At 48.5% G+C, this 23,679-nt stretch carries 26 protein-coding genes and 1 pseudogene; 21 read left to right on the forward strand and 6 right to left on the reverse strand.

Translation table 11 applies throughout. From position 1 onward, the window contains the following. Nucleotides 1–21: 21 nt before the first annotated feature. Nucleotides 22–1,677 carry a hypothetical protein gene (locus tag ACFQ0N_RS02585; protein WP_379322776.1) on the forward strand — a complete coding sequence of 552 codons (1,656 nt, stop codon included), beginning with the start codon at nt 22–24 and terminating at the stop codon, nt 1,675–1,677. Between the two features lie 224 nt (nt 1,678–1,901). Here the strand turns inward: ACFQ0N_RS02585 and ACFQ0N_RS02590 are convergent, their stop codons facing one another. The 3 genes from ACFQ0N_RS02590 to ACFQ0N_RS02600 all read right to left on the reverse strand — a co-directional run bounded on the left by ACFQ0N_RS02590 (nt 1,902) and on the right by ACFQ0N_RS02600 (nt 4,142). After that, complete coding sequence (locus ACFQ0N_RS02590) at nt 1,902–2,498, reverse strand: DUF421 domain-containing protein (protein WP_379322777.1); 597 nt, start codon at nt 2,496–2,498, stop codon at nt 1,902–1,904. Nucleotides 2,499–2,536: 38 nt separating this feature from the next. Continuing rightward, the gene (locus ACFQ0N_RS02595) at nt 2,537–3,673 is read right to left on the reverse strand and encodes an alpha-hydroxy-acid oxidizing protein (protein WP_379322778.1); all 1,137 of its coding nucleotides are present in this window, start codon (nt 3,671–3,673) and stop codon (nt 2,537–2,539) included. A 121-nt stretch (nt 3,674–3,794) separates the two neighbouring features. Continuing rightward, nucleotides 3,795–4,142, reverse strand: coding sequence for a hypothetical protein (locus ACFQ0N_RS02600; protein WP_379322779.1), 348 nt, complete (start codon nt 4,140–4,142; stop codon nt 3,795–3,797). A gap of 286 nt (nt 4,143–4,428) precedes the next feature. Between ACFQ0N_RS02600 and ACFQ0N_RS38280 the strand changes: the two are divergent. Beyond that, nucleotides 4,429–4,542: pseudogene (locus tag ACFQ0N_RS38280) on the forward strand (pentapeptide repeat-containing protein); the annotation flags it as partial. A 6-nt stretch (nt 4,543–4,548) separates the two neighbouring features. After that, complete coding sequence (locus tag ACFQ0N_RS02605; protein ID WP_483874979.1) at nt 4,549–4,974, forward strand: pentapeptide repeat-containing protein; 426 nt, start codon at nt 4,549–4,551, stop codon at nt 4,972–4,974. A gap of 184 nt (nt 4,975–5,158) precedes the next feature. Here the strand turns inward: ACFQ0N_RS02605 and ACFQ0N_RS02610 are convergent, their stop codons facing one another. After that, on the reverse strand, nt 5,159–5,320 hold the full coding sequence (locus tag ACFQ0N_RS02610; protein WP_379322780.1) for a hypothetical protein: 162 nt from the start codon (nt 5,318–5,320) through the stop codon (nt 5,159–5,161). Nucleotides 5,321–5,558: 238 nt separating this feature from the next. On the opposite strand from ACFQ0N_RS02610, the gene ACFQ0N_RS02615 reads away from it, so the two are divergent. Beyond that, entirely contained in the window at nt 5,559–6,038 is a 480-nt protein-coding gene (locus ACFQ0N_RS02615; protein WP_379322781.1) for a DUF6530 family protein, read from the forward strand. A 186-nt stretch (nt 6,039–6,224) separates the two neighbouring features. After that, the gene (locus ACFQ0N_RS38285) at nt 6,225–6,437 is read left to right on the forward strand and encodes a hypothetical protein (RefSeq protein ID WP_483874977.1); all 213 of its coding nucleotides are present in this window, start codon (nt 6,225–6,227) and stop codon (nt 6,435–6,437) included. A gap of 10 nt (nt 6,438–6,447) precedes the next feature. Here the strand turns inward: ACFQ0N_RS38285 and ACFQ0N_RS02625 are convergent, their stop codons facing one another. Beyond that, nucleotides 6,448–6,774, reverse strand: coding sequence for a YnfA family protein (locus tag ACFQ0N_RS02625; protein ID WP_379322782.1), 327 nt, complete (start codon nt 6,772–6,774; stop codon nt 6,448–6,450). Between the two features lie 27 nt (nt 6,775–6,801). After that, entirely contained in the window at nt 6,802–7,449 is a 648-nt protein-coding gene (locus ACFQ0N_RS02630; protein WP_379322783.1) for a pentapeptide repeat-containing protein, read from the reverse strand. Between the two features lie 84 nt (nt 7,450–7,533). Here ACFQ0N_RS02630 and ACFQ0N_RS02635 point away from each other — a divergent pair, with 84 nt between their 5' ends. From ACFQ0N_RS02635 to ACFQ0N_RS02710, 16 genes are all read left to right on the forward strand, one after another. Further along, nucleotides 7,534–7,977, forward strand: a complete 444-nt coding sequence (locus tag ACFQ0N_RS02635) for a GNAT family N-acetyltransferase (RefSeq protein WP_379322784.1) — start codon at nt 7,534–7,536, stop codon at nt 7,975–7,977. 96 nt (nt 7,978–8,073) lie between these two features. Then, a complete protein-coding gene (locus ACFQ0N_RS02640) occupies nt 8,074–8,262 on the forward strand; it encodes a hypothetical protein (protein ID WP_379322785.1) in 189 nt (62 codons plus the stop codon). 18 nt (nt 8,263–8,280) lie between these two features. Further along, on the forward strand, nt 8,281–9,174 hold the full coding sequence (locus ACFQ0N_RS02645) for a helix-turn-helix transcriptional regulator (protein WP_379322786.1): 894 nt from the start codon (nt 8,281–8,283) through the stop codon (nt 9,172–9,174). Then, nucleotides 9,174–10,133, forward strand: a complete 960-nt coding sequence (locus tag ACFQ0N_RS02650) for a cysteine peptidase family C39 domain-containing protein (RefSeq protein ID WP_379322787.1) — start codon at nt 9,174–9,176, stop codon at nt 10,131–10,133. Before ACFQ0N_RS02645 ends, ACFQ0N_RS02650 begins: the two co-directional genes overlap by 1 nt. Continuing rightward, entirely contained in the window at nt 10,130–11,074 is a 945-nt protein-coding gene (locus tag ACFQ0N_RS02655) for a hypothetical protein (protein WP_379322788.1), read from the forward strand. Before ACFQ0N_RS02650 ends, ACFQ0N_RS02655 begins: the two co-directional genes overlap by 4 nt. A 66-nt stretch (nt 11,075–11,140) precedes the next feature. Continuing rightward, nucleotides 11,141–11,581, forward strand: a complete 441-nt coding sequence (locus ACFQ0N_RS02660; RefSeq protein WP_379322789.1) for a hypothetical protein — start codon at nt 11,141–11,143, stop codon at nt 11,579–11,581. A gap of 188 nt (nt 11,582–11,769) precedes the next feature. Next, nucleotides 11,770–12,825, forward strand: coding sequence for a beta-glucanase/beta-glucan synthetase (locus tag ACFQ0N_RS02665; RefSeq protein WP_379322790.1), 1,056 nt, complete (start codon nt 11,770–11,772; stop codon nt 12,823–12,825). Nucleotides 12,826–12,840: 15 nt separating this feature from the next. After that, on the forward strand, nt 12,841–14,046 hold the full coding sequence (locus ACFQ0N_RS02670) for a transcriptional regulator (RefSeq protein WP_379322791.1): 1,206 nt from the start codon (nt 12,841–12,843) through the stop codon (nt 14,044–14,046). Between the two features lie 21 nt (nt 14,047–14,067). After that, nucleotides 14,068–14,940: an ABC transporter ATP-binding protein gene (locus ACFQ0N_RS02675; RefSeq protein WP_379322792.1), complete on the forward strand. Its 873-nt coding sequence runs from the start codon at nt 14,068–14,070 to the stop codon at nt 14,938–14,940. Continuing rightward, the gene (locus tag ACFQ0N_RS02680; RefSeq protein WP_379322793.1) at nt 14,934–16,172 is read left to right on the forward strand and encodes an ABC transporter permease; all 1,239 of its coding nucleotides are present in this window, start codon (nt 14,934–14,936) and stop codon (nt 16,170–16,172) included. The genes ACFQ0N_RS02675 and ACFQ0N_RS02680 overlap by 7 nt, the downstream gene beginning before the upstream one ends. Then, entirely contained in the window at nt 16,153–18,201 is a 2,049-nt protein-coding gene (locus tag ACFQ0N_RS02685; protein ID WP_379322794.1) for a TolB family protein, read from the forward strand. The genes ACFQ0N_RS02680 and ACFQ0N_RS02685 overlap by 20 nt, the downstream gene beginning before the upstream one ends. A gap of 65 nt (nt 18,202–18,266) precedes the next feature. Next, nucleotides 18,267–18,923: a response regulator transcription factor gene (locus ACFQ0N_RS02690; RefSeq protein WP_379322795.1), complete on the forward strand. Its 657-nt coding sequence runs from the start codon at nt 18,267–18,269 to the stop codon at nt 18,921–18,923. 2 nt (nt 18,924–18,925) lie between these two features. Then, a complete protein-coding gene (locus ACFQ0N_RS02695) occupies nt 18,926–20,377 on the forward strand; it encodes a sensor histidine kinase (RefSeq protein ID WP_379322796.1) in 1,452 nt (483 codons plus the stop codon). Continuing rightward, on the forward strand, nt 20,374–21,129 hold the full coding sequence (locus ACFQ0N_RS02700; protein WP_379322797.1) for a hypothetical protein: 756 nt from the start codon (nt 20,374–20,376) through the stop codon (nt 21,127–21,129). The genes ACFQ0N_RS02695 and ACFQ0N_RS02700 overlap by 4 nt, the downstream gene beginning before the upstream one ends. A 270-nt stretch (nt 21,130–21,399) precedes the next feature. Next, nucleotides 21,400–22,818 carry an ABC transporter substrate-binding protein gene (locus ACFQ0N_RS02705; RefSeq protein ID WP_379322798.1) on the forward strand — a complete coding sequence of 473 codons (1,419 nt, stop codon included), beginning with the start codon at nt 21,400–21,402 and terminating at the stop codon, nt 22,816–22,818. Further along, nucleotides 22,811–23,677, forward strand: a complete 867-nt coding sequence (locus ACFQ0N_RS02710; RefSeq protein WP_379322799.1) for a carbohydrate ABC transporter permease — start codon at nt 22,811–22,813, stop codon at nt 23,675–23,677. Before ACFQ0N_RS02705 ends, ACFQ0N_RS02710 begins: the two co-directional genes overlap by 8 nt. The last annotated feature ends 2 nt before the right edge of the window (nt 23,678–23,679 follow it).

Below are 23,679 nucleotides of genomic sequence, written 5' to 3' on the forward strand. Positions count from 1 at the left end.
GTGAGAGGATGAGTGTTTATCGTGAAATGGACAAAAATGGCGATAACCGGTATTCTTTGCTTCGCGTGGCTTCTTCCCTGTCTGAACACTGCTGATCCTGCATTTGCCGAACCTGCGATTGTGGACTCCCATTCCGTTAAAGTCATCGCCAGTTTTGAAGAGGGCGTCGACCAGACTTATGACAACGGTGCGGGCCGCTGGGCTCCGCATTTCTGGACTACAGCTGCGCCGACGTATACGTATGCGCATGCCGATGTCCCTTCAGGCATTGCCTGGTGGGGAAAAATCAACAGTGCCTGGGATCCGCCGCAAACGGATAATGTGAACTGGTGGAATACGTTGGGGGATAAGAACGGCGGTAACAACGGTTACTCCGATGTAATCTACCAGCTGCATATCCCGGGACAGACAAACTATGAAAACTGGTCCATCTACGAACAGTTGCGCATCAAATGGTTTGCCGGCAATCCGGACGATACGCGGGTTAATATGCAGGTCTTTGCTTATACGCAGGCAACGGGGCGCTGGGTTGATCTTGGCTATCGGACGGGAACGCGCGACACGGTTTATACGACTGACCTGAGCTTGAACACGATGACCGCAGCCGAGAAGCAAAAAGTCAGCCATTTGCTGTTCCGGACATTCAATACATGGATTCCGGCAGGCAACGATTACAATCACTTTCAGCGAACACATTTATTCAGCATCAAAGCTGTAACGGCTTCTCCTCCGGCGAAGTCTGCGACGCTGGGCGGGTATACATGGGATTCGAAGTTTCTGGGTACCCTACTGCATCGAAGTTACGGAACATACTCGGCTACTGGCTTCTATGATCCGGAGATCGGAAAGTACCGGTTATGGTTCGGATCAGGGATTCCGGAAGCAAACGGTTCCGACAATGTTTACTATGCCGAAAATGATACGATGCAAGGCGACTGGAGCAATCCGGTTCGAACAACATTGGAGCATTTTGGTATTCTCAAACCGTATAACCAGGCTCCGGGATGGGGAGGCGATCCGTCCGTCCTGAAAATAGGCAGTCAATATGTGATGTATTTCTCTGGCATCAAAAATGAGGATCCGTACTGGAATCGGATTTACCGGGCGGTATCTGACGACGGCGTGAATTGGACGCTTAGTCCGAAGACGCCGGTTGTCGACGCAGCGACCGGCGGCGCAGCAGGCTACGGTTCGGGTTCGCCGAGCGTCATCTATAAGGACGGTACTTATTATATGTATTATTACAGTCAGTTTGAGCAGCCGGACCGGGGCGGCACTTATTTGCGGACCTCGACAGACGGCATCCATTTCTCATCGTGGACGGCATTAAATGCCGATTTCGGCGGAGCCGATGTGAAGTATGCCGATTCATTGGGGAAATGGATTCTGATCGACTACCGGGACAAGAATCAGGACTTTCAGGGCGAAGAGGCCGGGATTCGCTATGCAGTTTCCAGCGACGGCATCAATTTTACTTATAATCACGATAACAGCTTCAAGCTGGCCCAGGATGACAGTGCCGTTATTAATCATAATCCGGGCTTTATCGGTACACCGACCGGACATGCAAACCAGGAGCTGTATGTGACCTACGGCATAAATCAGCTGCCTCTGAATGCTGTTCCGTATGAGTATCAAACCCGGCAGTTAGGCTATTCGTCACTGCGCATCTATTAAATGAAACGGGGCCGTCTCCGAAGCAGTTGTTACCTGCTTCAGAGACGGCTCTTTTCGTACAGGCGAGTACTGGGAGAGCATGTACAAATATGTCACACGGGGCGTTCAGTAGCCAATCTTTGTGCAAAAGGAGGCGTCCCGGGGACTGTTTTAAACTTTTTCCAAGCTGCAACAAAAGGCTCCCCAGATCAGGGAGCCTCGAAATAACGGCTGGACTCGGACGCTTAGTCCAACTGCTGGGATACGGCTGGATTGCCGTCATGTCCCTCATGGATGACTTCAGTAAAGAGATTTTCTTTGGGCTGAGGAGGCAGTTTTGGTTTTCCAGGCAGTAATGGGGCAAGCATGGCTTCCAATTCTGCGATCGTAACCGGTTTTGCCTTCCGCACCAGTTCATAACCAAATCGCCCGCTGCTTTCAATTGTAGCGGTTTTAATATCGGCGAAGGAAGAAATGCCTTTCTCCCTTATTCTTGCCTCCAGCTGGTCAACCGACATCCGCAGTTTTTTTAGATTGGCCGGTATGATCTTTCCATCTTGAATGACAAGTGTGGCTTTCCCAATCATCACGCGCTCCATCCAGTCGAATTTGATTGCCAGAAACTGGACGGTGAGCAAGAGGGCAACAAATAGACATAGGGTAATGATGGTCTTCAAAAGTCCGTCACCTGCAACAGCATGTCCGATCATGGATGCCATGGCCAGCATCGTGATAATTTCCAGCCCCGTTCTCTCTCCCGCGGTCTTCTTGCCTGCAATCCGCAGCAGGAAAAATCCGGCGGCCAATACCAATAAAGCTTCCCAAATGAAGCGCAGATCCATTATTTTGAAACCTCCCGATAAATTTGTCTCTTACAGGCTCATTTTACTTTTACGAGAAGTGATGCATCTAAATCCTGAATAGAATGCCGCCCGGAAATCGCCAGCTGAAATTCCGTTTCCGCAACGAGCTGCCGAATGACTTCCTCGACGCCGCTTTCTCCCGCAACGGCCAGGGCATAAGCATAGGGGCGGCCAACCAATACAGCGGAAGCACCGAGCGCAATCGCCTTGAGAATATCAGCGCCTCTGCGGATGCCGCTGTCCATTAAAACGGGGACTTTTCCATTTACCGCCTCGCAAATAGAAGGCAAGACATCCAGTGTCGCCACAGCGCCGTCAAGCTGACGTCCGCCGTGGTTGGAAACGATCAGGCCGTCGATCCCATGCTCCAAAGCCATAATCGCATCATCCGGATGGGTGATGCCCTTAATAAGCAGCGGAAGCTTGGTTTGTTGGCGGATAAAATCAACTTCTTGCCAAGTAAAGCATGTATTATTGCCTTCCTCCAGTGCAAGTTTGACAGCTTCCTCCAGGTTTTCATGGGGAGGCTGCTTGAGCTGGGAGCAAAAAACCGGGTCTGTAAAGTAATTTCCCATCCCATGGCCTATAAGAAAAGGCAGGTAGGCATTGCGCAAATCCGTTTCCCGCCAGCCGAGCAGGGTAGAGTCGACTGTGACGACAATCGCGCTGAAGCCCGCCTTCTCTGCTCGCTGCAGAAAACTTTTGGTCAGCTCGCGATATTTTGGCGGATAAAGCTGAAACCAGCGGGTGCTGTTGCCCATTGCTTCTGCTATTTGCTCAAGCGGTATACTGGATACATTACTAAGGACATAAGGAACGCCCAACTTTGCAGCTGCTTTTGCCGGACCCAGCTCACCTTGCGGATGAAGAATCGTATTTACTCCAATAGGAGCCAGCAATATGGGGGCCGGAAGCTTAGCGTTAAATAAAGTTATGCCAAGATCGCGTTTCGAAATGTCGCAGCATATTCTGGGGCGAATCCGATATTTTTGAAAAGCGTCCACATTGTCGCGTTTGGTGTCTCCAGCACCTGCGGCACCATGAACATAGCCGAAGGGAGCTGCAGCCAAAACCTCTTTTGCCCGCGCCCTCCACTCGTCATAGGAAACGGGTAGCTGTTTGGCCGCTTCATCCCCGGACTGATACCTTTCCATTTGAAGTTCTTCACTCCGAAAAGCCAAAATCGTATACCTCCAAATCGGCAATTTCTATTATTGGTGCCCTAACTGGCAGGCTTTTAAACGGGATTTTACATTTCCTCTCAGCTAGGAGGCTTTATTTTTGCTTAACAAGAACAAGACCGGCACCAATCACAACTAGACCGGCCCATGTCTTCCATGACGGTACTTCCTTCATAAACAAGTAGCCTGTCCAAACAGAGATCAGTACCTCCATACATTTTGCCGTAATCAGAATAAAAGCCAGACTGTGAAAAGCTTTTACGCCGAATTTCACACCATAGCCAATACATAGATTAGCGATGAAAAAGAGGGGCAGCAGCATCAGTTGAAATTTCATGGTGCTCCAAAATTGCGGATCGATATGTTTGCTCTGATAGCCAAAAATAAGATTGATAATTATCAAGCCGCCGATCAGCAGCGCCACACTGTATATGTAGATCATTAGAACCTCCAGTATTTATCGGCTCGCGTACGAATATCATCAGCACACTGCAGCTTTTGCCCGAAAAGTAGTTATGGATTAATGTTTCCTAAAGACAACATTCCATGCAAATACGCAAAAAGTTTTCCTGAGTGAAAAAATGTCTGATTGCAGTTATTTCCTTTTAGCGTTACCATATTAGCATAAAAGTGCTAATATATTGAGGCGACTTTAACCGAAACAAAGGAGCTGCTATATCTTGTTTAATGAAAATGAATATTATGATGAACGATTCGCTGAGTTTGATATGCAACAAGGACAACTGCGTTCAGTAAGATTTTATGACTGCACTTTTGTGAATTGCAATTTTAGTGAGACACGATTCGTCGATTGCAAATTTTCCAGTTGTACGTTTGAAAGCTGCAACATGAATATGATTGAAGTGTTGGACTGTGAGTTTTCCGATGCCAGCTTTACAGATTGCAAGCTGCTGAGTGTGAACTGGACGGAGGCCGTCTGGCCGAAAATAAGAAGAGAGCGGCAATTGCGGTTTGAGCGCTGCGTGCTTAATCATTCTACTTTTATCGGATTGTCGCTTCCAAAAATCGTAATGGTAGATTGCCTTGCCAAAAATGTGGATTTCCGCGAGGCAGACCTTAGCGAGAGTGAGCTGCGATTAACGGATTTTGCTGAAAGTCTCTTTAGCGACACTAACTTGATGGCAGCCGATTTCAGCAATGCGGCCAATTATGCGATTGACCCTGCGTACAATAAAATTAATAAAGCCAAGTTTACTATGCCTGCTGCTATATCCTTGTTGTACGCGATGGATATTGAGATTGTAGAGGAGTAGTGGCGTAAATACCCTAATCTCTCTTGTATAACTTCAAACGTTATCCCGCGGCTGGATTATCAGCGATAAGGTAAAGGGACTTGCACAGTACGCAGGACGCAGACTTTTTCAAATAGGGAGTGTGGGAATAAACGCCGAAGCCCCCAGTATGGGGGCTTGAGCAGATCACCTGCTTGGAGCATGGTTAGTCTTTCGGAGTGCGATCTAAAAACAAGCGAGTGACTTCTGTATATTGGCCACGCTCAATTTCTTCGTCGGTAGCTTTCTCTTCTAACTGATCACTGGTGTTCATTCCGGGGGCAATAGTTGGATCGTGTTCGTCATGGTTACGGTTCACTTTTTTCAAAAATCATCACTCCTTCCACATAACTTAGAATTCCTTTAAGTTGTAGATTTATTCATAGATTCGGAAGGTGATGGCAGGTTGAACAAAGCTTGAATATTTAGAAACTGGGAGGACGGCGGATCACCGAAGGCTGCACCCCATTTCATTGACATTGTAGACGGTCTCGAGTAGAATGGTCTTTATTTACTGATTTAGTAAATCAGTAAACGAGTAATTCTAATAGAAAGAAGGAGCACAAATGAAGATACCTACCTCATTAAAACATAAACCAGTTATTGTGGTGGAAAATTATGAAAAAGTAGATGGGCGCACTGCCAACAATACAGACGCAAAAGGCCTGTCGTTAGGTCTTGCACAGTGGAATGATCGCGGCAAAGTCGATATTTCCGCCAAGGTATGGCGCCATACTGGCGAGAAATGGTCTCGTCAGTCGGAAGAATTGCCAATGCATCGCGTCCTGGATTTGGCGATATTGATTTGCCGAGGCAGCCTGCATTTTCAGGATGCCTATCGCTATCCGAAGCTTTATGATACGGAAAATCCGCTGATCGACCGGATGGGCCTGCAAGGAGACGCCATGAGCGTGTCTGTATGTGAAGACAATCCGATGCTGGACGAAGACATCAAGTTATTTTCACAAGCGCTTAATGATGATGGAGAAATGATTGGAGAACGGCTTCGTGTTTTATCCCAACTATTGAAGGAAATGGGATATTAAGAAGCAGCGGGAAAGGAAGTGCCACCGTGGATGCCACAGAACGTCCTCCAAAATGATGAGCCATCGCTACGCGGCAGAAGCAACAACCGCGACGGCATGGCGCTCCGAATATTGGCCGACCGCTTAACCGCGGCGCCGCAATAAACGAAGCTGTTGATCAGCATTAGCGACGGACAGCCCAAAGCAATGGATGATTATACCGGCAGCTACGCGATAAATGATATGCAGCAGACGATTGCCGAGTATGAGCGTAAAGGAATTAGCTTTTTGGCCGCTGCAATCGGGCAGGATAAAGAGATCATCAGTGAGATCTATGGCAGAGAACGTTTCTTGGACATTACAGAGCTGAAGACATTCCCTGCCAGACTAGTACGGATTATCGCCCGGTATATCGGCTGATGCAAACCTGCTAGCCGCGCGGCGCCCAGAGCATGATCGAGACGCCGATGAGGCAAATCGCCGCTCCGATCCAATCATAGAGATCGGGTGTTTTGCGATCGACGAGCCAGCCCCAAAAGACAGCTAATATGATAAAGACTCCGCCATACGCTGCATATACGCGGCCGAAGGCGGGGAATTTTTGCAGTGTCGGGATGACGCCATAAGCGACCAGAATGAGACTGCCAATAACCCCGTACCAATAAGGCTTCGATTCACGCAGCCACAGCCAAACTAAATAACCGCCGCCAATTTCGGCAAGTCCAGCTAAAATAAAAATAAAGATTGCAAACTGCACGGAGGTTGCTCCTTTTGAGAATGTGGTTTATTGTTTAACCTGCAAGCCTAATAACTTTGCAAAACCAATGGCTTGTTCAGCGGAAACCTGGCAACCGTCCAAGCTTTCCAGGGCGACATTAAGCCGCTCATATGTACAAGTACTAATATCGATACCTTTAAGGGAAGTTTGAAAAAATTCGGCTTCGGTAATGTCGCATTGATCAAACTTCACCTTATTTAGCTTGCAATCGTAATAGCTGGCACTCTCCAGAGACGAATCATTGAACATCACTTGTTTTAACCGGGCGGATGCGAAGCTGCTCAATTTGGCCATACAATGCTCAAACGTGACATGACCTAGATTAGCCTCAGAGAAATTCACGCCTACTAGCTTGCAGCCTTTAAAGGTAACGCGGTGTATGATTCCTTTGCTAAAGCTAACGTTGGAAAGATCGCAGTTTTCGAAAAGCACATCTGTCATATCAATGGCTTCAAATTGAGCGCTTCCAAGTGTTGTATTTTTAAAAACAACCTTGGACAGCACCGCTTTCTCAATCTCTGCATGATCCAGGCTTTCGTTCACAATTGCACAGTTTGACAGCCAAGGCTCCTCTTCGGCATAAATATCTTGGAAATTTGCACGCTGTAAATCCAATGGTATTTTTGGCATGTCAATTTTAAAGTTTTTTGTCATCAAATCACCTTTACTATTATAATAGAGGGACTAGTCATATCTCTTGCATCTTACCAAAAAAGCATTAGACGGGAAAGTGATACAATGTTTATTGAACCGATTATCGCTCGATCAGACGAGCAGCTTCAGCTGTGTCTGAATGTAAGGAAGGAAGTGTTCGTCAAGGAGCAGCAAGTGCCAGTCGAGCTTGAATTAGATGAGTTTGATGCCTCCTGGGATGCATGCAGACATTTTCTGCTGCTGGACAGCGGCAAACCCATCGCCGCGGCGCGTTATCGGATGTATGATGAGAGGATCGCAAAGCTGCAGCGGATTGCCGTGCTCGCGCCATATCGCGGCAAAGGTCTAGGCAAGCAAATTATTGAACAGATGGAAAAGGATATCCGGCAGCAGCAAATCGATGCGATCATTTTGGATGCTCAGATCCAGGCAGAAGCGTTTTATCGCAAGCTCGGTTATTTGACGATTTCAGAAGAGCCTTTTTTGGATGCGGGAATCTGGCATGTGCGCATGAAGAAAAATTTGTAGTCCATCTGAAACAGAGAACTGGAACGACACTATATGTCGTTCCAGTTGTTCTATAATGATTACGTATCATCATTATAACTACAAGGAGTATCAGCAATGGCAAAAACAAAACGCGGACGCGCATTATGGAGCCTGCCTTCACGCGGACGGGGCACATGCCCATTATGCAAGGCAACCCGCATTAAACTGCTGTACACCCGCACAAAGTCCAGTGGCACGGCGGTAAAAGTATGCAAAAGATGTCAGCATGCCGAGCAATTAAAGATTGATGCGCTGGCAGAGTAACTAAGGAGGGAGCCGCAGGTGAGCAATATCCACCGGATTCAATGGTTCGATCAGCAGATCAGGGAAAATGCTTATCCGAATAGCAATGACCTGGCCGAACGGTTTGAAATATCGAAGCGCCAAGCCCAGCGCGACATTGAATATATGGAAAATACACTGCTGGCTCCGATTGTTTATGTTGCCAAGCATCGCGGGTATGTCTATGAAGATCAAACTTATATGCTGCCAAGTCTTTATATGACCGATGAGGAGAAGAATATCCTTCGTTTTCTCGTTCATCGCTATCGGCAGTACAACTATGATAATGCAGAGGCTGTGCAGCGTGTAGCTCATCTCCTGGAACGGTTTATCGGAGAAGAAGAGACGGACATCTACATGAGGCTGCCATTATTCGAAGCCCAGCCCCAATTGCTGCAAACCGTACTGCTGCTTTCTAACGCAATTCGTGAATCCCGCATTGTGCAAGTGACATATGGCGGGAAAAGAGCGAATATCCGGCCGCTGCGGCTGCAATCTTATTACAATACGGATTACGTTGCTGCATACTGCGAATCAACAGGCAAACAGCGCATGTTCCGTTTGGAAGATTTATATGAAGTTGCGGTAACCGAAAACAGCTTCGACCCGGCAGAGACGAGCGAGGCGCAAGCGATAAAACTTGCCCGCAAGCCGTTTGTCGCGACCATACATCTAGGGATCAACTTGCATAACGCATCCTGGAACGGTTATCCGGCTAGAAGAGTAGATGGGGACAACATCTATGAGATTGAGTTTTTTGACACAGATGCATTTATGCAACATTTAGTGACTTCCAGTTGGGCGGAGATACTCGCTCCGAAATGGCTGAAGGCAAAGTTGATAAACAGATGCAGCGACATACTGAAACGGATCGGGGAGGAGGAGCGGGAATAGTGTCAGCCGTATATTTAGATCATGTTCATTTGAAACGGGAATCGAAGTCTTTCGTGGACAGTCTCTACGCCATACTTACTGCAGCCGATTTATTTAATGGCACTAAATATATGCTTTCCGGTCTGACTGGAATGGCCTTTAAGTTCACCGTTCACGAACGATTGCTTCCTTTATCTGTGTCGGCATACGGCAATTGGGTCGATGAGCATGCTCCGGCCCTCGACAATATCGGTTTGCATGCCGAACAGGATGCCGGCCGGACACGTCATCCGACTTTTCAATACTATCAGCAGCAGGCGATAGAGTGGATCAAGCAAACATTGAATCAGGGCATAGGGGTCATTTATTGGATCCCCGAGTTTGGAGTTATTCGCGGTTATGACGATCAGGATGAAGTTTTTTATGTGCAGGATGGTTTGTCACTTGAGGATCACATTGTGTTGTACGACAATTTGGGGCTCAATATGACAGAGTTTTGGTATGTGGGCGTTATCGATGCGAGGATTGAGGTTTCCCTCGAGAAAATGGTTCTGGAATCGGTTCGTCTTGCGCTGGAGGATTGGAATACTCCCCACAAAACCTTGCCGAATAAAGATATCGCTTCCGGCCGGCTCGCCTATACCTTCCTCATACAAGCGTTGCGGAGCGGCAGCTTCGATGAGCAGGGAGCGCGCTATATTATGTCCTCCTATCTTTACTCCCGTCAAGAAATCAAACAATATTTGCACGATGTTCGTTACTTATGGCCGCAACTGGAAGCTGCCTATGCGGCATATGATCAACTTGTTACCGGGATGGCCGGCTGGGACATGCACAATCAGCCGGAGTTGATCGCCAAGCTGGAGCGTGCGGCGGAGCTGGAGGAGAGCGCGATGACGCAATTCCGTTTATTGTCGGCGCTTTTTCCGGACCCATCGAGGGAAACTGTTCGCAGGTGGGGGAGGAGTACAGCGAGATGACGAAGAATATTATCGGCAATTTGCAGATGGAATCCAAGTACGGCTCCTATGTCGATGCGATGCATGCCATTTTAACCCATATGGGATGGTTCAGGCTCGATAAGTCGTTGCTGGCAGGCATGACTGTCTCTGGGTTTCGGTTTAATGTCAACCGGAAACTGGCTGCAGAATCTACATCTGCTTACAATTGGATGGCTGAAAATTTTCTTGCGGGCGATTTTATCGGTGTTACGGCGTCGCAGAAAGCAGGCTTTTCGTTCCAGCCGACCTTTCCGCTTTATCAGCAGCGAGCGATTATAGATATTAAAACTGCGGTCGATCGAGGTGCAGGCGCGATCTTCTGGCATGACGGTTTTGCAGTTGTTACCGGATACGACGACCGGCAAGGGCAGTTGTATTACTGCGATGGCGCCGGTTCGCCGGCTAAGACATTGCCTTATGAACATTTCGGCTGCAATAGTACGCCCTATTGGTATTATCAGTTGCTGGAAGCCTGTATCCCACTAGATTTAACGGCTATCTATAAAGAATCGTTCCTGCAGGCGATCTATAAATGGGAGACGCATGATTTAGTTCTTCCTGAGCATTCGTATGCCTGCGGCCAAGCCGCTTATGATGCGATTATTGAAGCACTTGTCAGCGGCAATTATGATAGAGAGGGCGCGCAAGCGACATTTTTGTACTACGCCGAGGCCAAGCGACACCTTGCCGCGTATACCGATACCGTGCAAAAGTCATGGCCGCATGCGGGGGCGGCAGCGGCTAACTACAGCAAACTGGCGCAGCTGTTCGAAGAAATTGCTGCCGCTGAAGAAAATGACGTAGTGCGCCTTGCGCTCTTTAAAGAAGCTAGGAATAGTGAAGAATGCGCGATCGAGGAACTCAGACAGCTGGTGCGCGAAGCGGCGGATAACCGTTTTCATGATATCGGACTGCGGTAGCGGTCTCGCCGTTGCAACATTTTCCAGCAGGGCTTCGTTTACTCCTGTAATGGGGGTGATTGGAAGTTGCGCAAATTACTCAAGCTGCTCGCAGTGTCGATCATCGGAATGAATCTTGTTATGAGCGCTGCAAGCGCGAGCTGGGTTTATTTATTTGTCGTGTACGACGGGAATGTCTACAGTATTACGCAGGAACACGTCGATCCCGGGCAAATCGGCTCAAGGATCGGCAAGGTTACGAAATATTCCGATGTAGAGGGCACATATTCGGGCAATTTTTCTAACCGTTATGCTAAAGGAACGCCCTATTACGAAATCAAAGGGATTAATCGCAAAGAGGCGATTGCTGTGAAAGAAAGCGATTCGAGCTATGTGAAGGCGATCTACGAGCACGAATACGGCGGGAATAAAACAAGCTGGGAAGATTATGTGCCCTATGCGATTGTGATCGCAGCCGCATTGCTGCTCCTGTTATTATTTTACATCCGAAAAGGAAGTCGGCAGTAGACAGAGAATCTGCCGAATTGTTAAAAAAGGTTAAGGCTGCGCATATTTGCGCAGTCTTTTTCATTTTTTACAACTCCAATACAACTTCATCTTATTTCACATATATCGCTATCCTATACTGAATAAGGCAAACGTAGGTCCGCTCGATTGCCGGAACACATGAGCAAATGAAAGGAATGAAACAAAGAATGAAAAAAACGATACTTATTTTGTCTACATTGATGATTTCTGCCGCAATGCTGGGCGCATGCAGCAAATCTACACCTGAGACTGAGCCTGCCGGCAGTATAACGGATTCGAATAACACGGAGCAGACCAATCCGTTTGAATCTGGACAAGCTGCAGCCAATCTGGGCTCGATGGGCCATGGATTCGCCAATCCGCAAGTAGATGCAAACGGGAAGATGCTGCCCTTCCGCTACGAGGGCCAAGAAATGAAAATTGACTATGCTGCGCATGCATCGGGCAAGGGCAAAAATATCGGCTTTCTTCTATATGTAGATGGAGTGGCCCAGCCGTACAAGTTTAATGAAACGGATGCTCCTTATGAGTATATGCATATCGTGGAGCTTGCTGAGGATGACAAAGATACCCCCTTCAGCTTCTTGTTTACACCAGTAACCGGGAAGAAGGGAGAGACGGCCAATATCAACATTATTGCGATGTATAACCCGGCGTTTATGCCTGATATGAAGGAGACAAGCTCCTACGGCTTCTACCATGACACGCTCGAAGCGACCGGCTCACTCGCTTTTGATCAGGATACGAGCGGCCTGGATGTCTCGACAATTCCGCAATTTAAGCAGCTAAGCGATGTCAGGCTGTCATCGGAGCCGGTCACGAAGGAGCTTATGGAGCGCCACAGCGGCTTGGAAACGGTGGACCTGGATAAGCTCGATACGAGCGTTTACAGTGAGGTTTTGATCGACGGCGAGGCCAAGCAAGACAATTATCGCCTCAAAGACGGCAAGCTTCAGCTTACCTTGAAAATGTTCGGCCATCCTGGCGTGCGCTTCAAGCATATCTTTTACCTCAATCACAAGCCTTTGACAGACGAGAATGGTCAGATCATTGAGACGGAACTCAATAAAGGGGAAGTCGCGGTCATCGATGCGGTGCTGGATACGAAAAAGCTGGATGACCTCAATACCTTTTATACCATCTCGATCCCGATGAATGCGGCCGATTTCCCGGACGACGTCGTCGTCGCTGTGAAAACAGCATCCCTATTACTTTATAAATAATCCGGAGGACGAATGATGAACAAAACCCGACTAATCGCTATCCTTGCTTTGTCAGCCTGTGTGATCGCCGGGTGTTCGCAGACTGCCGAGCACCAGCCGAATAAGCCGGACCGTACGCAGGCACAGGTCAAACAGCCTGCACCGCCTTCAGCATCTCCCAAAGTCGTGAAAGCGGCCATAGATACGATTCAAGGACATATTAATCAGCTCCATCCTGTAGATGACAGCCGCCTCATTATTGGAGCGGACCGGCTTTATTTATTCGATACGAAAAGCCGGGAGATGGTAGCAGACACCGAGCGGCAACCATTTCATATGGAGCGTTATTGGTCTACTTCAGACGGATATATTGCTTTTGGCAGGAGGGCGCTCAATAGCGAAAGTAATGATACAAAAGGTGAGAGCATGATGATGATCGATGAAAAGATGAAGTATGACATCATTTTCTATGATCGCAGCCTGCAGCCGCTCAAAACATTCGATTTCGGCTCGCTGCTGGGCGAAGACGAGGAGATCATCTCATCATCGCTCGTCTCCTTCACAAAGGATGGCCGAACCATGATCTTTGCCACGCAAAGCGGGCTCTACCGCTATCAGTTCGATACAAAGGAAAAAGTGCGGCTGATCGACCTTACCGCTGAAGATCGGAGCCCGCATGCCGGACTTTCCTCGTTTGATCAGCTGGCCTTCACGAACGACGATCAAGCCATTGCTTTTAAGGCGCTCAGCTTCGATTTGGATGACAAGGACAACCCGAATGCAGTTGACACATGCGGAATGCTGGGGGCCGACGGCAAGCCGCTCTCGAATAAGACGTTCGATGAATTTAGCTGCAAGGAAATGACAGCCTTCAATAACAAGCTGCTTTTTGCAGAGGATATCGTCACTGCTAAAGGCACGGTCATGGTGATGGATGTCCCCAGCGGGCAAACAACGTTCCACCAGCTCACAACTGCTAAAGAAAGCGGAGTGGTGACAGGCTCCGACAAAGGAGAATACTTTGCCACTTCACTTGGCGAAGAGAAAGGCTGGACTATCCGGATCTATAGCACCGCTACTGGAGAGCTAGTTGCGGAGCAGTTCGTTGACAGCGGAGGAGAAGAGCTATATATGGCGAACAATCCGCTTGTGCAAGTCGCCGACGAAACGCGCACCTGTGTAATCGTCTTAGGCGCAAAGCAGAATGAGATTGCTCCCAAGCTGATTGTCAGCCAATTTTAGTCAAGAGAAGGGAGAAGCCTTATGAACGTTACGTTCAAAAATGTGTCCAAGCAATATAAAGGCAAATATGCGTTGAAAAACTTTAGCTCGCAGCTGGAAAATGGCATTTATGGCTTGCTGGGGACAAACGGCGCCGGAAAAACGACCCTGATCAATATATTCGTCGGCATACTGAAAAACGATACGGGCCAGGTGCTGATTAATGATGTAGATGTAAGCAAGCTGGGGACGGACTTCTTGTCCCATATCGGCTATTTGCCGCAGTATCCGCAGTTTTATAAAAACTTTGAAGTGATGGACTTTTTGAAGTATATGTGCGTTTTGAAGGAGATACCGCGGAGAGAAGGGGAAAAAAGGGCAAAAGAGCTGCTGGAAATCGTTAATTTAAGCCATGCAGCAGGTAAAAAGATTGGAGCGCTGTCCGGCGGGATGCGCCAAAGGGTTGGCATCGTACAAGCGATGCTGAACAATCCAGACATTTTAATATTGGATGAACCGACGGCCGGGCTGGATCCGCAGGAGCGGATCCGTTTTCGCAACCTGATTACGAAGTTTTCCGAGAATCGGATCGTGCTGCTGGCGACGCATATTGTATCCGATATCGAGCATATTGCCAATCAAGTCATACTGCTCAAGGACGGCCAATTGTTAAAACAGGATACGCCGCAGGCGCTCGTCAGCGGAATTGAAGGCAAAGTATGGCATGTGGCGGCAACCGATAAAACGATTGATGAGAAGCTGAAGCGGCTAAAAATCAGCAATATGATGCGCGAGCAGGAGACGATCCATCTGCGGGTGATTCATGACGATGTGCCGGATATAACCGCCGTGCAGGCAAAAGCGGACCTGGAGGATGTCTTCTTGTATTACTTTGGCGAGGGAGAACAATGGTAAGGTTAGTGCATTTTGAATTCCGCAAACATTTTTGGAAAAAATCAATCGTCATCGGACTCGTGCTGTTTACACTGTTCAACGTCGCCAAAATCTACAGCGTATACAGCAGTAAGTCGCTGTTGTCGGAAAGCCAGACCAGCTCTGCGTGGAAAGGGCTGTATTGGCAGATGTACGAAACATTCGGCGGCGAAATTACCGCAGAGAAAATCAAAGCGCTTATGAAGATTTACGAGCCGCTGGAGCTGGCGACGGCCGATTTGACGGCAAGCACGCGCAGCGATAATCCGGACACCTACACAGGAAATGTGTACGAGGACTATCATTTTTTCGCTTGGTGCTATGTGAACCCGATGAAGTATGCCTACATGTACAAGCAGATGGCTGACGACATTGTGAAGGCAGCGAAAAATAATATGACGTTCTATCAACGCGTCGGCAATCCGTATGCATACGAAATGAATGCGGACCTGGCGAGCCGGTTTGCCGGACGGGAAATCCCTTCGTTTTCGTATACGGAGATGTTCCAATATTACGTCCATTATGATTTTTCTGTTTTTCTCCTGCTGCTGCTATGTATGTACAGCCTGATGCATGTGTTTGTCTCTGAGAAGGAAACCGAAATGGACGCGCTGTTAATGACGACAAAGGCTGGCGGTGTGAAATCAACGTTGGCCAAGCTGCTCGCTGCCATTCTTTTTATCATTGCGCTCAGCGGCTGGTTCTGGATTGTAGATTTCATCGCCTTTTCATTCTTTTTTGGTTCATGGGAAGCTTTCACGACGCCGGTGTATGCACTCGAAAATTTTGTGAATGCTTCCATCGGCAGCAGCCTTGGCCAATATGCCTTGTTATCGGCAGCGGTCAAGACTATGGGGATGATTGTGGCGGGGCTGTTGTTTTTAGTCATTTCCAGCCGCTGCAAAAATGCTTTGCTGCCCTTCATCATCAGCCTGACTTCGGCATTCGGGCTAATCTATGCCCAGGAAGCGATGCTTGGCTCGGGATATGTCGGACTCAAAGTAATGAATCCTTTTATCCTTCTGGTCAATCGGGAGTTGTTCCGCAAGACGGAGTATGTCAATTGGTTCGATCAGCCGCTTATCAGCTATATACCGGCATTTTTGCTGGCAGCTGCTTATGCGGCGGGCTGTATTGCGCTGATGTTCCTAGCAGCCCGCAAAAACAGATTGCGCAGCAGAGGAGGGAGCAAGCATGCCGGCCTTCCGCTATGAGCTGAAGAAGATGCTGTTGAAACAGAAAGGACTATTATTTATTGTCCTGTATTTTGTCTGCAGTCTGGCCTCCCTCATGATCGGGGACCAGCCTGCAAATCCGGATGCCGTGACGAACGGCGCTCATTACCAATATTATTTGCAGCAAGTTAAGGGGCGTTTTACCGCAGAGACGGATGAATTTTTTAAAGCGGAGGCCAGCCGCATTTCCCAGGCTAAGGTGGAGCTGCGCAAGCTTTATGACGATTATTATGATCGGGAAATAACGGAAGCGGAGCTGACGGCCAAGGCTGAGCCGCTAGAGGCGCTGCTGGAGCATCAGTACGGCTTTCAGACGATTTATGATCAGTACACCTATGTCCGGGAAAATCCGGAAAATCGTTATTTTCTTGCTACGAACGGCTGGGCCGGCTTGCTTGCGGGCGATAAGCTGGATGTGCTGTTTGTCCTGCTGCTGCTTGTGCTTATCGCCCCTGTGTTTTGCTTCGAGTATGAGAGCAGAATGGATACCCTCCTGCTAACGGTCAAAAAGGGGATTCGGACACATGCCCGCTGCAAAATATTGCTAGCGCTCATTACGGTCGTCGTTCTCTGCCTGCTGTCGGCCATTGTTCAGCTCAGCTTCTTTTCCTTGAAGTACGGGCTGGAGGATGGCAGTTACCCTTTGCAGAGTCTGTCGTATTTCGGCCTTTCGACCAAGACGCTTACGCTGCAGCAAGCCTTTTTCTGGATGACGGCTGGCCGGATATTTGGCTGTCTCGTCTTCGCCATGATGATTATCGCGACAGCGGTCTATGTCAAAAGATATGCGCTGACGCTGTTTATATGTACGGCTGTTATTTTGCTGCCCCATTACAGCTTTGCCCTGGAGTCAACCAAATATTGGCTGCCGGGCCCGCTCGGATTTATGCTGGCTTCCGGATTTTTACGCGGCAATGAATTCGAGTACAACCTGTTCACCGATCAAATGGATGCTGTGTACAAGGAGGTAACCGGAGGTGCCGTACTGCTGCTGCTTACTGTCACTTTATTGCTCGGAATCGCGCTCTATATCGGGGTGATGAGGCGGCAGATGAATATGTGGAGCTTGCACCGCCGGCGCGGGAAAGCTGCTGCTGCCGGGATGCTGCTTACTGTCATGACCACAGCTGTTCTGTCCGGCTGCACGTCTTCCGCTCCTGCGGAGAGCAAGCTGATCTATAATGAGGCTGCCCGGTTTACGTATGATAATGATCAGTATCGCTTTCGCGTCGACACAGCGGACCCGGATCGCGTACAGATTGTGTATGAAAATAAAGCGACAGGGGAGCAGGAACAGCTCATCCGCCAGCCGCTGCGCGCTTTAATGCAAGTGCAGCCGCTCATTGCCGGGCGCGGGCCATTTGTGTACTATTTGAAATACGATAATGAAAAGTCCGGCTTTCGGGAAATGACGGACCGCTTTTCGGTCGTTGAGGTGGATACGCGAACCTTTGATGAGCGGATCATCTTTGAACGGAACGTAAGCGGGGACAGAGGAGAATTTCTCGGTATATACGGAGGTTCTGGAGCGGCGGAGTCAAGTTTTTTCGTTACACTGCGTTCTTTTTTCGTTGGCGAGCGTGAAATTTATTTTGTCGGCGAACATGAAATTAGAAAAATCGAACTCCGTACTGGCAAGTCGAAGACGATCATTACTGCTTCCTTGCTGGGCAATATCGGCTATGACGGCCGCACGATTTATTATTTGAATGACCGGTCCGAGGTGGTGGCCTACGATACAGGGCTCGACCGGGAGTCGATCGTATCCGATGTCATTACGCCTTTTTTCCTGCTTGCCGAGACAGAGCTGCTGTATTTGAACCGCCAGGACCAGTACAAAATTTATGCGCTCGATCTGCACAGCGGCAGCAGCCGCCGGATAACGGAAAGAGGGGCGCAAACTTTCTCCTATGACGGGCAAACGATCCGCTATGAAAGCAAGCAGGAGCGTAAGCATTATCGTATTGATCTGGACGGCCGGCACGAAACCGTGGAGGAAGCGCCGTAGCATAGACCAGGGCTTTAGCCCATGTTACAATGGACTTCAGCACGCAGGCAGGGAGTAGATCGTGGATGCAAAAAAGAATTTTGATCGTCGAGGACGATGTGCATATTTCCAATATTATTAGTATGAATCTCAAACTCGTCAATTACGCGACTACACAGGTTTATGACGGGGCGGCGGCGCTGGAAGAGATACGGCGCGACAGATATGACTTGATCTTGCTGGATGTGATGATTCCGCAAATTGACGGCTTCGCTTTAATGGAAAAAATCCGATCGTACAGCACGCCCGTTATTTTTCTTACCGCCAAAAATTCGGTATTCGACAAAGTAAACGGCCTCAAGCTAGGTGCAGACGATTATATGGTCAAACCGTTCGAAGCGATTGAACTGCTGGCCAGAATTGAGACGGTCTTGCGCCGCTACGGCAAGGAGGAGCAGGTCATCGCCTTTCAGCATCTGCAGGTCGATCTGGATAAACGGGTCGTGATGATGGAGGGACAGGCTGTAGAGCTGACTCCGAAGGAATACGATTTGCTGGTCGTCCTGCTCAAAAACAAAAATATAGCGCTGACCAGGGAACAATTTATTGAAAAGGTATGGGGAGCCGACTATTACGGAGAGACGCGCACGGTCGATATGCATATTAAGTCATTACGCAAAAAGCTGGCCCTGCACGAGCAGATCAAGACGATCTTCAAGGTCGGCTACCGCTTGGAGGATTGACGGTGAAATTTTGGCAGAAAATCTATTTGTTCGCTGTGCTCGTTTTCATCGTCATCTTCAATGCGGCTTCTGTAATGGTGATCGAACAAAGCCACAATAAAATGCTCCGTCAGGAGATGAACAGCGCGCTAAGCCAGACCATGAGCATACGTGCCAGCGTTAATGCGATCGTGCCGATTTTGCGGATTTATGACTCGATCGATTATGAGAAGACGGTGCTGACCAATATCGCCCATGAATTTGTTGACCGGAATGCAGAAGCGGCCATGTATTTGGAAATAAGTGACGATACAGGACGTATCGTGTTCAGCAATGCTGATTTTCAGCTGCCGGCAGAGCGCGAAGAGCTGAAAAAGCTGCAGGCCGGGGAGATTACCTATATATTGCGGGATATCGGTTCCCGCACCATTTTGTTTACGGCGAACATTACAGAGGTTGGTCACAAGGACTACTGGTTCACTTATATGAAGGATATTACCTCCGTCTATGAGGATCGCATGGAGCAATACCGTTTTTTTATCCAGGTCGATCTGGGAGCCTGTATCTTGTTCATGCTTATTATGTACATTATCAGCCGCCGCCTGACGAAGCCGCTTGATCATTTGAGCCGGACGGCCCAGGTGATCGCTCAAGGCCGGTTTTCGGAGCGCGTGCAGTTAAAATCCCGTGATGAGATTGGGATATTAGCAAACAATTTCAATGAAATGGCGGCCGTAGTCGAGGATAAAATTACCGATCTGGAGCGCCATAACGAGGAGAAGCAGCGCTTCATTAATAACATTACGCATGAATTAAAAACGCCGCTCACTTCCATTATCGGCTATGCCAATTTTATGCGGACGACCAAATATAACGAGGAGCTGTTTCTGGACGGACTGCAGGTCATTTATTCCGAAGCGAAGCGGCTGGAGGCATTATCCGTCAAATTAATGGATTTGGTTATGCTGCGGAAGGAGCATTTTGAAATGGAGGTGCGCGACCTCGCTGAGCTCATTGCGGAAATAAAGCCCGCACTGGAGATGATGGCAGGCCGCAAGCAGGTCAGGATCACTTTTGATCTGGAAGCAGGCTGTCTCATGCCACTGGAGCCGGATCTGATCAAAATGATGATCTTCAATCTGGTCGATAATGCGGTCAAGGCTTCAAGCGAGTATGATACGGTCAACTTGCGCTTGCAGCGCGTACCTGACAGGAACGGAGAATACAGGCTGCAAATTATCGATCGGGGCATCGGCATCGCCGGCGAGCATCGGGACAAAGTGTTTGAGCCGTTTTATATGGCGGATAAGTCGCGCACGCGCAGCAGCAATGGAGCCGGGCTGGGGCTGGCGATCTGCCAGAGCGTAGCCAGCCTGCATAAGGCGGACATCGCGATTGAGAGCGAGGAGCAGGCCGGAACGATGGTGACGGTAAACTTTCATGGGACAAAGCTGGAAGGGGATGATGCGGCATGAGAAGGCTTGCTGTAATTACAATGTGTACTGCTGGCCTGATGCTACTCATAGCCGGCTGCACGCCGCTTTTCGACGCCATTCCGAAAGATACGGTCATGATCAAAAAAATGCCGCAGGAGCAGCCGGGCGATACGATCGATTACGAAGGTGTGCTGTCGCAGGAGGCGGCGAAAACGATCAGCTTGAACGCCGTGAATCGCTATTTTCATCAAACATTTGCGAAAGAGGATATCCAATTTGAATTGCTGGCGGTCGATGAACTGAAATTGAAGCAGTTTTTTCTACGGACTTCGGGTGTCGTTCTGCATCCGCTGCCGGAAGCGGCGCCGCCGATGGTACTGGAGGACCCGGACAAGCTGCTGGAGCAAATCAAGGACGGCCTCTACTACATGACACTTAAGCATGAAGGAGAAGAGACGGAGGAAGTATACGACCTTGTACTGAATGCCAAGGACGGCGATATTCTCAAGCTGGTGCAAGCCGGGCGCAAAAAATACGCCCGCACGCAGCCGCGGGATATGAAGGTGCTGGAGGTGGCCAATCAATTCGTGCAGGAGATGGACGACTATCCGCTGGACGAGCTTGTAAGGGATGAAAAGATGGTGCGCTGGGACAGCATTGTAGAGGTTTATTATACGAAACAGGACAGGAAAAGTTTGAAGTACAGTGTGCTCGTCGATTACGAGACGAAAAAAGTGATCGGCTTCAACAAGGACGTGATGACGATATTGAGTTACTATGCGATGGAATAGTCTGTATGCTTTACATTAAAACGCCGTTAGGCGTTTTTTTTTTTCAAATATAAGAAAGTATAAGTTTCACCTTATACACAGCTTATATTTCTGAGGGAAGAAACTTGCCTCGCGCAAAGGACGGCGTCAGCCGTTTCTTCTTGGTTCAAAAAATTTTACAACTTCAATACAAGTTCATCAAAGTTATTATATATCGTCTATTTATACTAAGAGAGTATTAGCTGCGGATGCGGGTGAAGGAAAATGAGATAGAGGAAAGGGAGAAACCTAATGAAGAGGCTGACTATATGTTTAATGATGTTAATTATTTTCTGTGCGGCTTGCAGCTCGCCGAATGCTCCAGGCAGTTCAAGCGATCAGTTGGCGGTTCCGGATGTAGAAAAGCCGAACAAGGAGAAGGCCAATAATTCTGTCTCGGACAAAGACAACAACAAAGACCAAGACAACGAGCCGAAAACGATCGTCTTCTCTACTTTTTTCCCGGATGACTTTTTCAAGGAAGCCAAGCAAAAATATGAAGCGCTGCATCCGAACATTACGATTGAGCTAAAATCAGCATCGCCTGACGAGGCTGAGCTGGAAGAAAATCTGGAGAAGTTTGTGAAAACGACCAATACAGCGATGCTGTCCGGCAACGGACCGGATGTGCTGGAGATGGATCAATTGCCGACAGGACAATATATAAGCAAAAAACTGCTGACCAATCTGGACGAGTTGATCGCAACCGACCCTGACTTTAAAAAGGAAGCTTACTTCAGCAATGTATTGGACGGCCTGCAGCAAAATGGCGGGCTTTACGGGATGCCGCTTCGCTTTTTTGTGCAAGCGCTGATCGGCAACGAAACGGCGATCACGCAAAGCGGCGTTGACTTCGATGACCGTAAGTGGGATTGGCAGCAATTCGCCGCGACAGCGAAAGAGCTTGTAAAGCATACGGACGATAAGCATCAGTTTGCTTTGAACGGCACGGCGGAATATGTATTGAATGAGATGGTCAATGACCAGTATGCAGCCTTTGTCGATTTGCAGAATGGAATGGCAACGTTTGATTCCCCGGCATTTACAGCTTTGATGGAGCAAGTAAAGACGCTGTTCGCTGAAAATATCATTACAGAAAAACCGGAGCTGGCATTGTTTAGACGCGTCTCGATCGTCTCGCCTGCCGACTATATCCGCGAAATGAAAATGAGCGAGTTTTTGACGAAAGGCAATGCCTATCAATCCAAACTGTACTTTAAACCAAATGCAAACGGGAAGCATGGCGGCAGCTATTTCCGCACCTATACGACGCTGGGCATTAATGAGAGGTCGAAGGTGAAGGCGGAAGCATGGGATTTTATTAAATTTATGCTGTCGGAGGAAATGGCGGACGGGAAGGCTGACAGTGCGGGATTTCCATTGAACAAAGCGGTATACCAAAAAAAGACGGAGCAGCTGCTGAAGGAAGGGAAGGTAAAGTCCGATCAGCCGGTCGGTCCGATGAAGGATCAGCAATTTCCGATTACAGCAAACGACATCGCTGCTTTGGACAAGTTTGTTACAGGGGCAATCTATCCTGTCGAGTTCAAGCCTTCAAAAATCGAAGAAATTATTTTGGAGGAAGCGACTGCCTTTTTTAGCGGACAAAAATCGGCTGACGCAGTCGCCAAGCTCATCCAAAATCGCGTGAATACGGTGCTGAATGAGTAGCTTGCTGCGCAAGGACTGGGTAGCGGCTGCATGCTTTCTTGCACCGAGCCTGATCGGATTTGCTGTCTTTTATGTAATCCCGTTCGTGATTGGCATTGTATACTCTGTGCAGGATCGTCCGCTTGACGGCCAGTTCGTCGGCCTGGACAATTATGCTGCTTTGCTGCGCAGCAGCTCGTTTCGCAAGGCGGCTGGCAATACCTTATTATTTACGGCGGTTAGTGTGCCGCTGCTCATTGTACTGTCCCTATTACTTGCCCACTGGCTTAAGCGGGCGAGATGGCTTCGCCATGAACTGCAGACAGCTTTCGTCCTGCCGCTTGTTGTCCCGGTCGCCTCGACCGTTATGCTGTGGCAGTTGCTTTTTGATTGGAACGGCACATTAAATATGTGGCTCCACAGCTTTGGTCTGGAACGGGTCGATTGGATGAAATCCGATTGGTCGATTGTCGTGCTTGCTATCGTCTATGTATGGAAAAATATCGGCTATAACATCATCTTGTTTTTGGCCGGCTTGCAAAGCGTTCCGCAAACCTATTACGAGACAGCCGATATTGAAGGAGCGGGGAAGCTGCATAAATGGCGGCATATTACGCTGGTCTATTTGACGCCGACGATCTTTTTCGTCACGCTCATGTCGATCATCAATTCGTTCAAAATATTTCGCGAAACGTATTTGATCGCTGGCGATTATCCTCATGACCGGATCTATATGCTGCAGCATTATATGAACAACATGTTTCAGTCGCTGGATGTGCAAAAGCTAACAGCTGCTGCCGCTTTAATGGTCGGCTGTATTCTGATTGTCGTGACCGGAATGCTCGCGTTGGAACGTAAATTTCGGAGCTTCATGGATTAAAA

The sequence above is a fragment of the Paenibacillus sp. GCM10027626 genome, from assembly GCF_042676285.1.
Lineage (GTDB): Bacteria > Bacillota > Bacilli > Paenibacillales > Paenibacillaceae > Paenibacillus_Z.

What these genes read in the sequence shown, in the direction of transcription:
- ACFQ0N_RS02590 (WP_379322777.1), bottom strand. Translation starts at nt 2,498, where the DNA reads ATGGATCTGCGCTTCATTTGGGAAGCTTTATTGGTATTGGCCGCCGGA.
- ACFQ0N_RS02595 (WP_379322778.1), bottom strand. Translation starts at nt 3,673, where the DNA reads ATGGAAAGGTATCAGTCCGGGGATGAAGCGGCCAAACAGCTACCCGTT.
- ACFQ0N_RS02600 (WP_379322779.1), bottom strand. Translation starts at nt 4,142, where the DNA reads ATGATCTACATATACAGTGTGGCGCTGCTGATCGGCGGCTTGATAATT.
- ACFQ0N_RS02605 (WP_483874979.1), top strand. Translation starts at nt 4,549, where the DNA reads ATGAATATGATTGAAGTGTTGGACTGTGAGTTTTCCGATGCCAGCTTT.
- ACFQ0N_RS02615 (WP_379322781.1), top strand. Translation starts at nt 5,559, where the DNA reads ATGAAGATACCTACCTCATTAAAACATAAACCAGTTATTGTGGTGGAA.
- ACFQ0N_RS38285 (WP_483874977.1), top strand. Translation starts at nt 6,225, where the DNA reads ATGGATGATTATACCGGCAGCTACGCGATAAATGATATGCAGCAGACG.
- ACFQ0N_RS02630 (WP_379322783.1), bottom strand. Translation starts at nt 7,449, where the DNA reads ATGACAAAAAACTTTAAAATTGACATGCCAAAAATACCATTGGATTTA.
- ACFQ0N_RS02635 (WP_379322784.1), top strand. Translation starts at nt 7,534, where the DNA reads ATGTTTATTGAACCGATTATCGCTCGATCAGACGAGCAGCTTCAGCTG.
- ACFQ0N_RS02640 (WP_379322785.1), top strand. Translation starts at nt 8,074, where the DNA reads ATGGCAAAAACAAAACGCGGACGCGCATTATGGAGCCTGCCTTCACGC.
- ACFQ0N_RS02655 (WP_379322788.1), top strand. Translation starts at nt 10,130, where the DNA reads ATGACGAAGAATATTATCGGCAATTTGCAGATGGAATCCAAGTACGGC.
- ACFQ0N_RS02665 (WP_379322790.1), top strand. Translation starts at nt 11,770, where the DNA reads ATGAAAAAAACGATACTTATTTTGTCTACATTGATGATTTCTGCCGCA.
- ACFQ0N_RS02670 (WP_379322791.1), top strand. Translation starts at nt 12,841, where the DNA reads ATGAACAAAACCCGACTAATCGCTATCCTTGCTTTGTCAGCCTGTGTG.
- ACFQ0N_RS02675 (WP_379322792.1), top strand. Translation starts at nt 14,068, where the DNA reads ATGAACGTTACGTTCAAAAATGTGTCCAAGCAATATAAAGGCAAATAT.
- ACFQ0N_RS02680 (WP_379322793.1), top strand. Translation starts at nt 14,934, where the DNA reads ATGGTAAGGTTAGTGCATTTTGAATTCCGCAAACATTTTTGGAAAAAA.
- ACFQ0N_RS02685 (WP_379322794.1), top strand. Translation starts at nt 16,153, where the DNA reads ATGCCGGCCTTCCGCTATGAGCTGAAGAAGATGCTGTTGAAACAGAAA.
- ACFQ0N_RS02690 (WP_379322795.1), top strand. Translation starts at nt 18,267, where the DNA reads ATGCAAAAAAGAATTTTGATCGTCGAGGACGATGTGCATATTTCCAAT.
- ACFQ0N_RS02700 (WP_379322797.1), top strand. Translation starts at nt 20,374, where the DNA reads ATGAGAAGGCTTGCTGTAATTACAATGTGTACTGCTGGCCTGATGCTA.
- ACFQ0N_RS02705 (WP_379322798.1), top strand. Translation starts at nt 21,400, where the DNA reads ATGAAGAGGCTGACTATATGTTTAATGATGTTAATTATTTTCTGTGCG.
- ACFQ0N_RS02710 (WP_379322799.1), top strand. Translation starts at nt 22,811, where the DNA reads ATGAGTAGCTTGCTGCGCAAGGACTGGGTAGCGGCTGCATGCTTTCTT.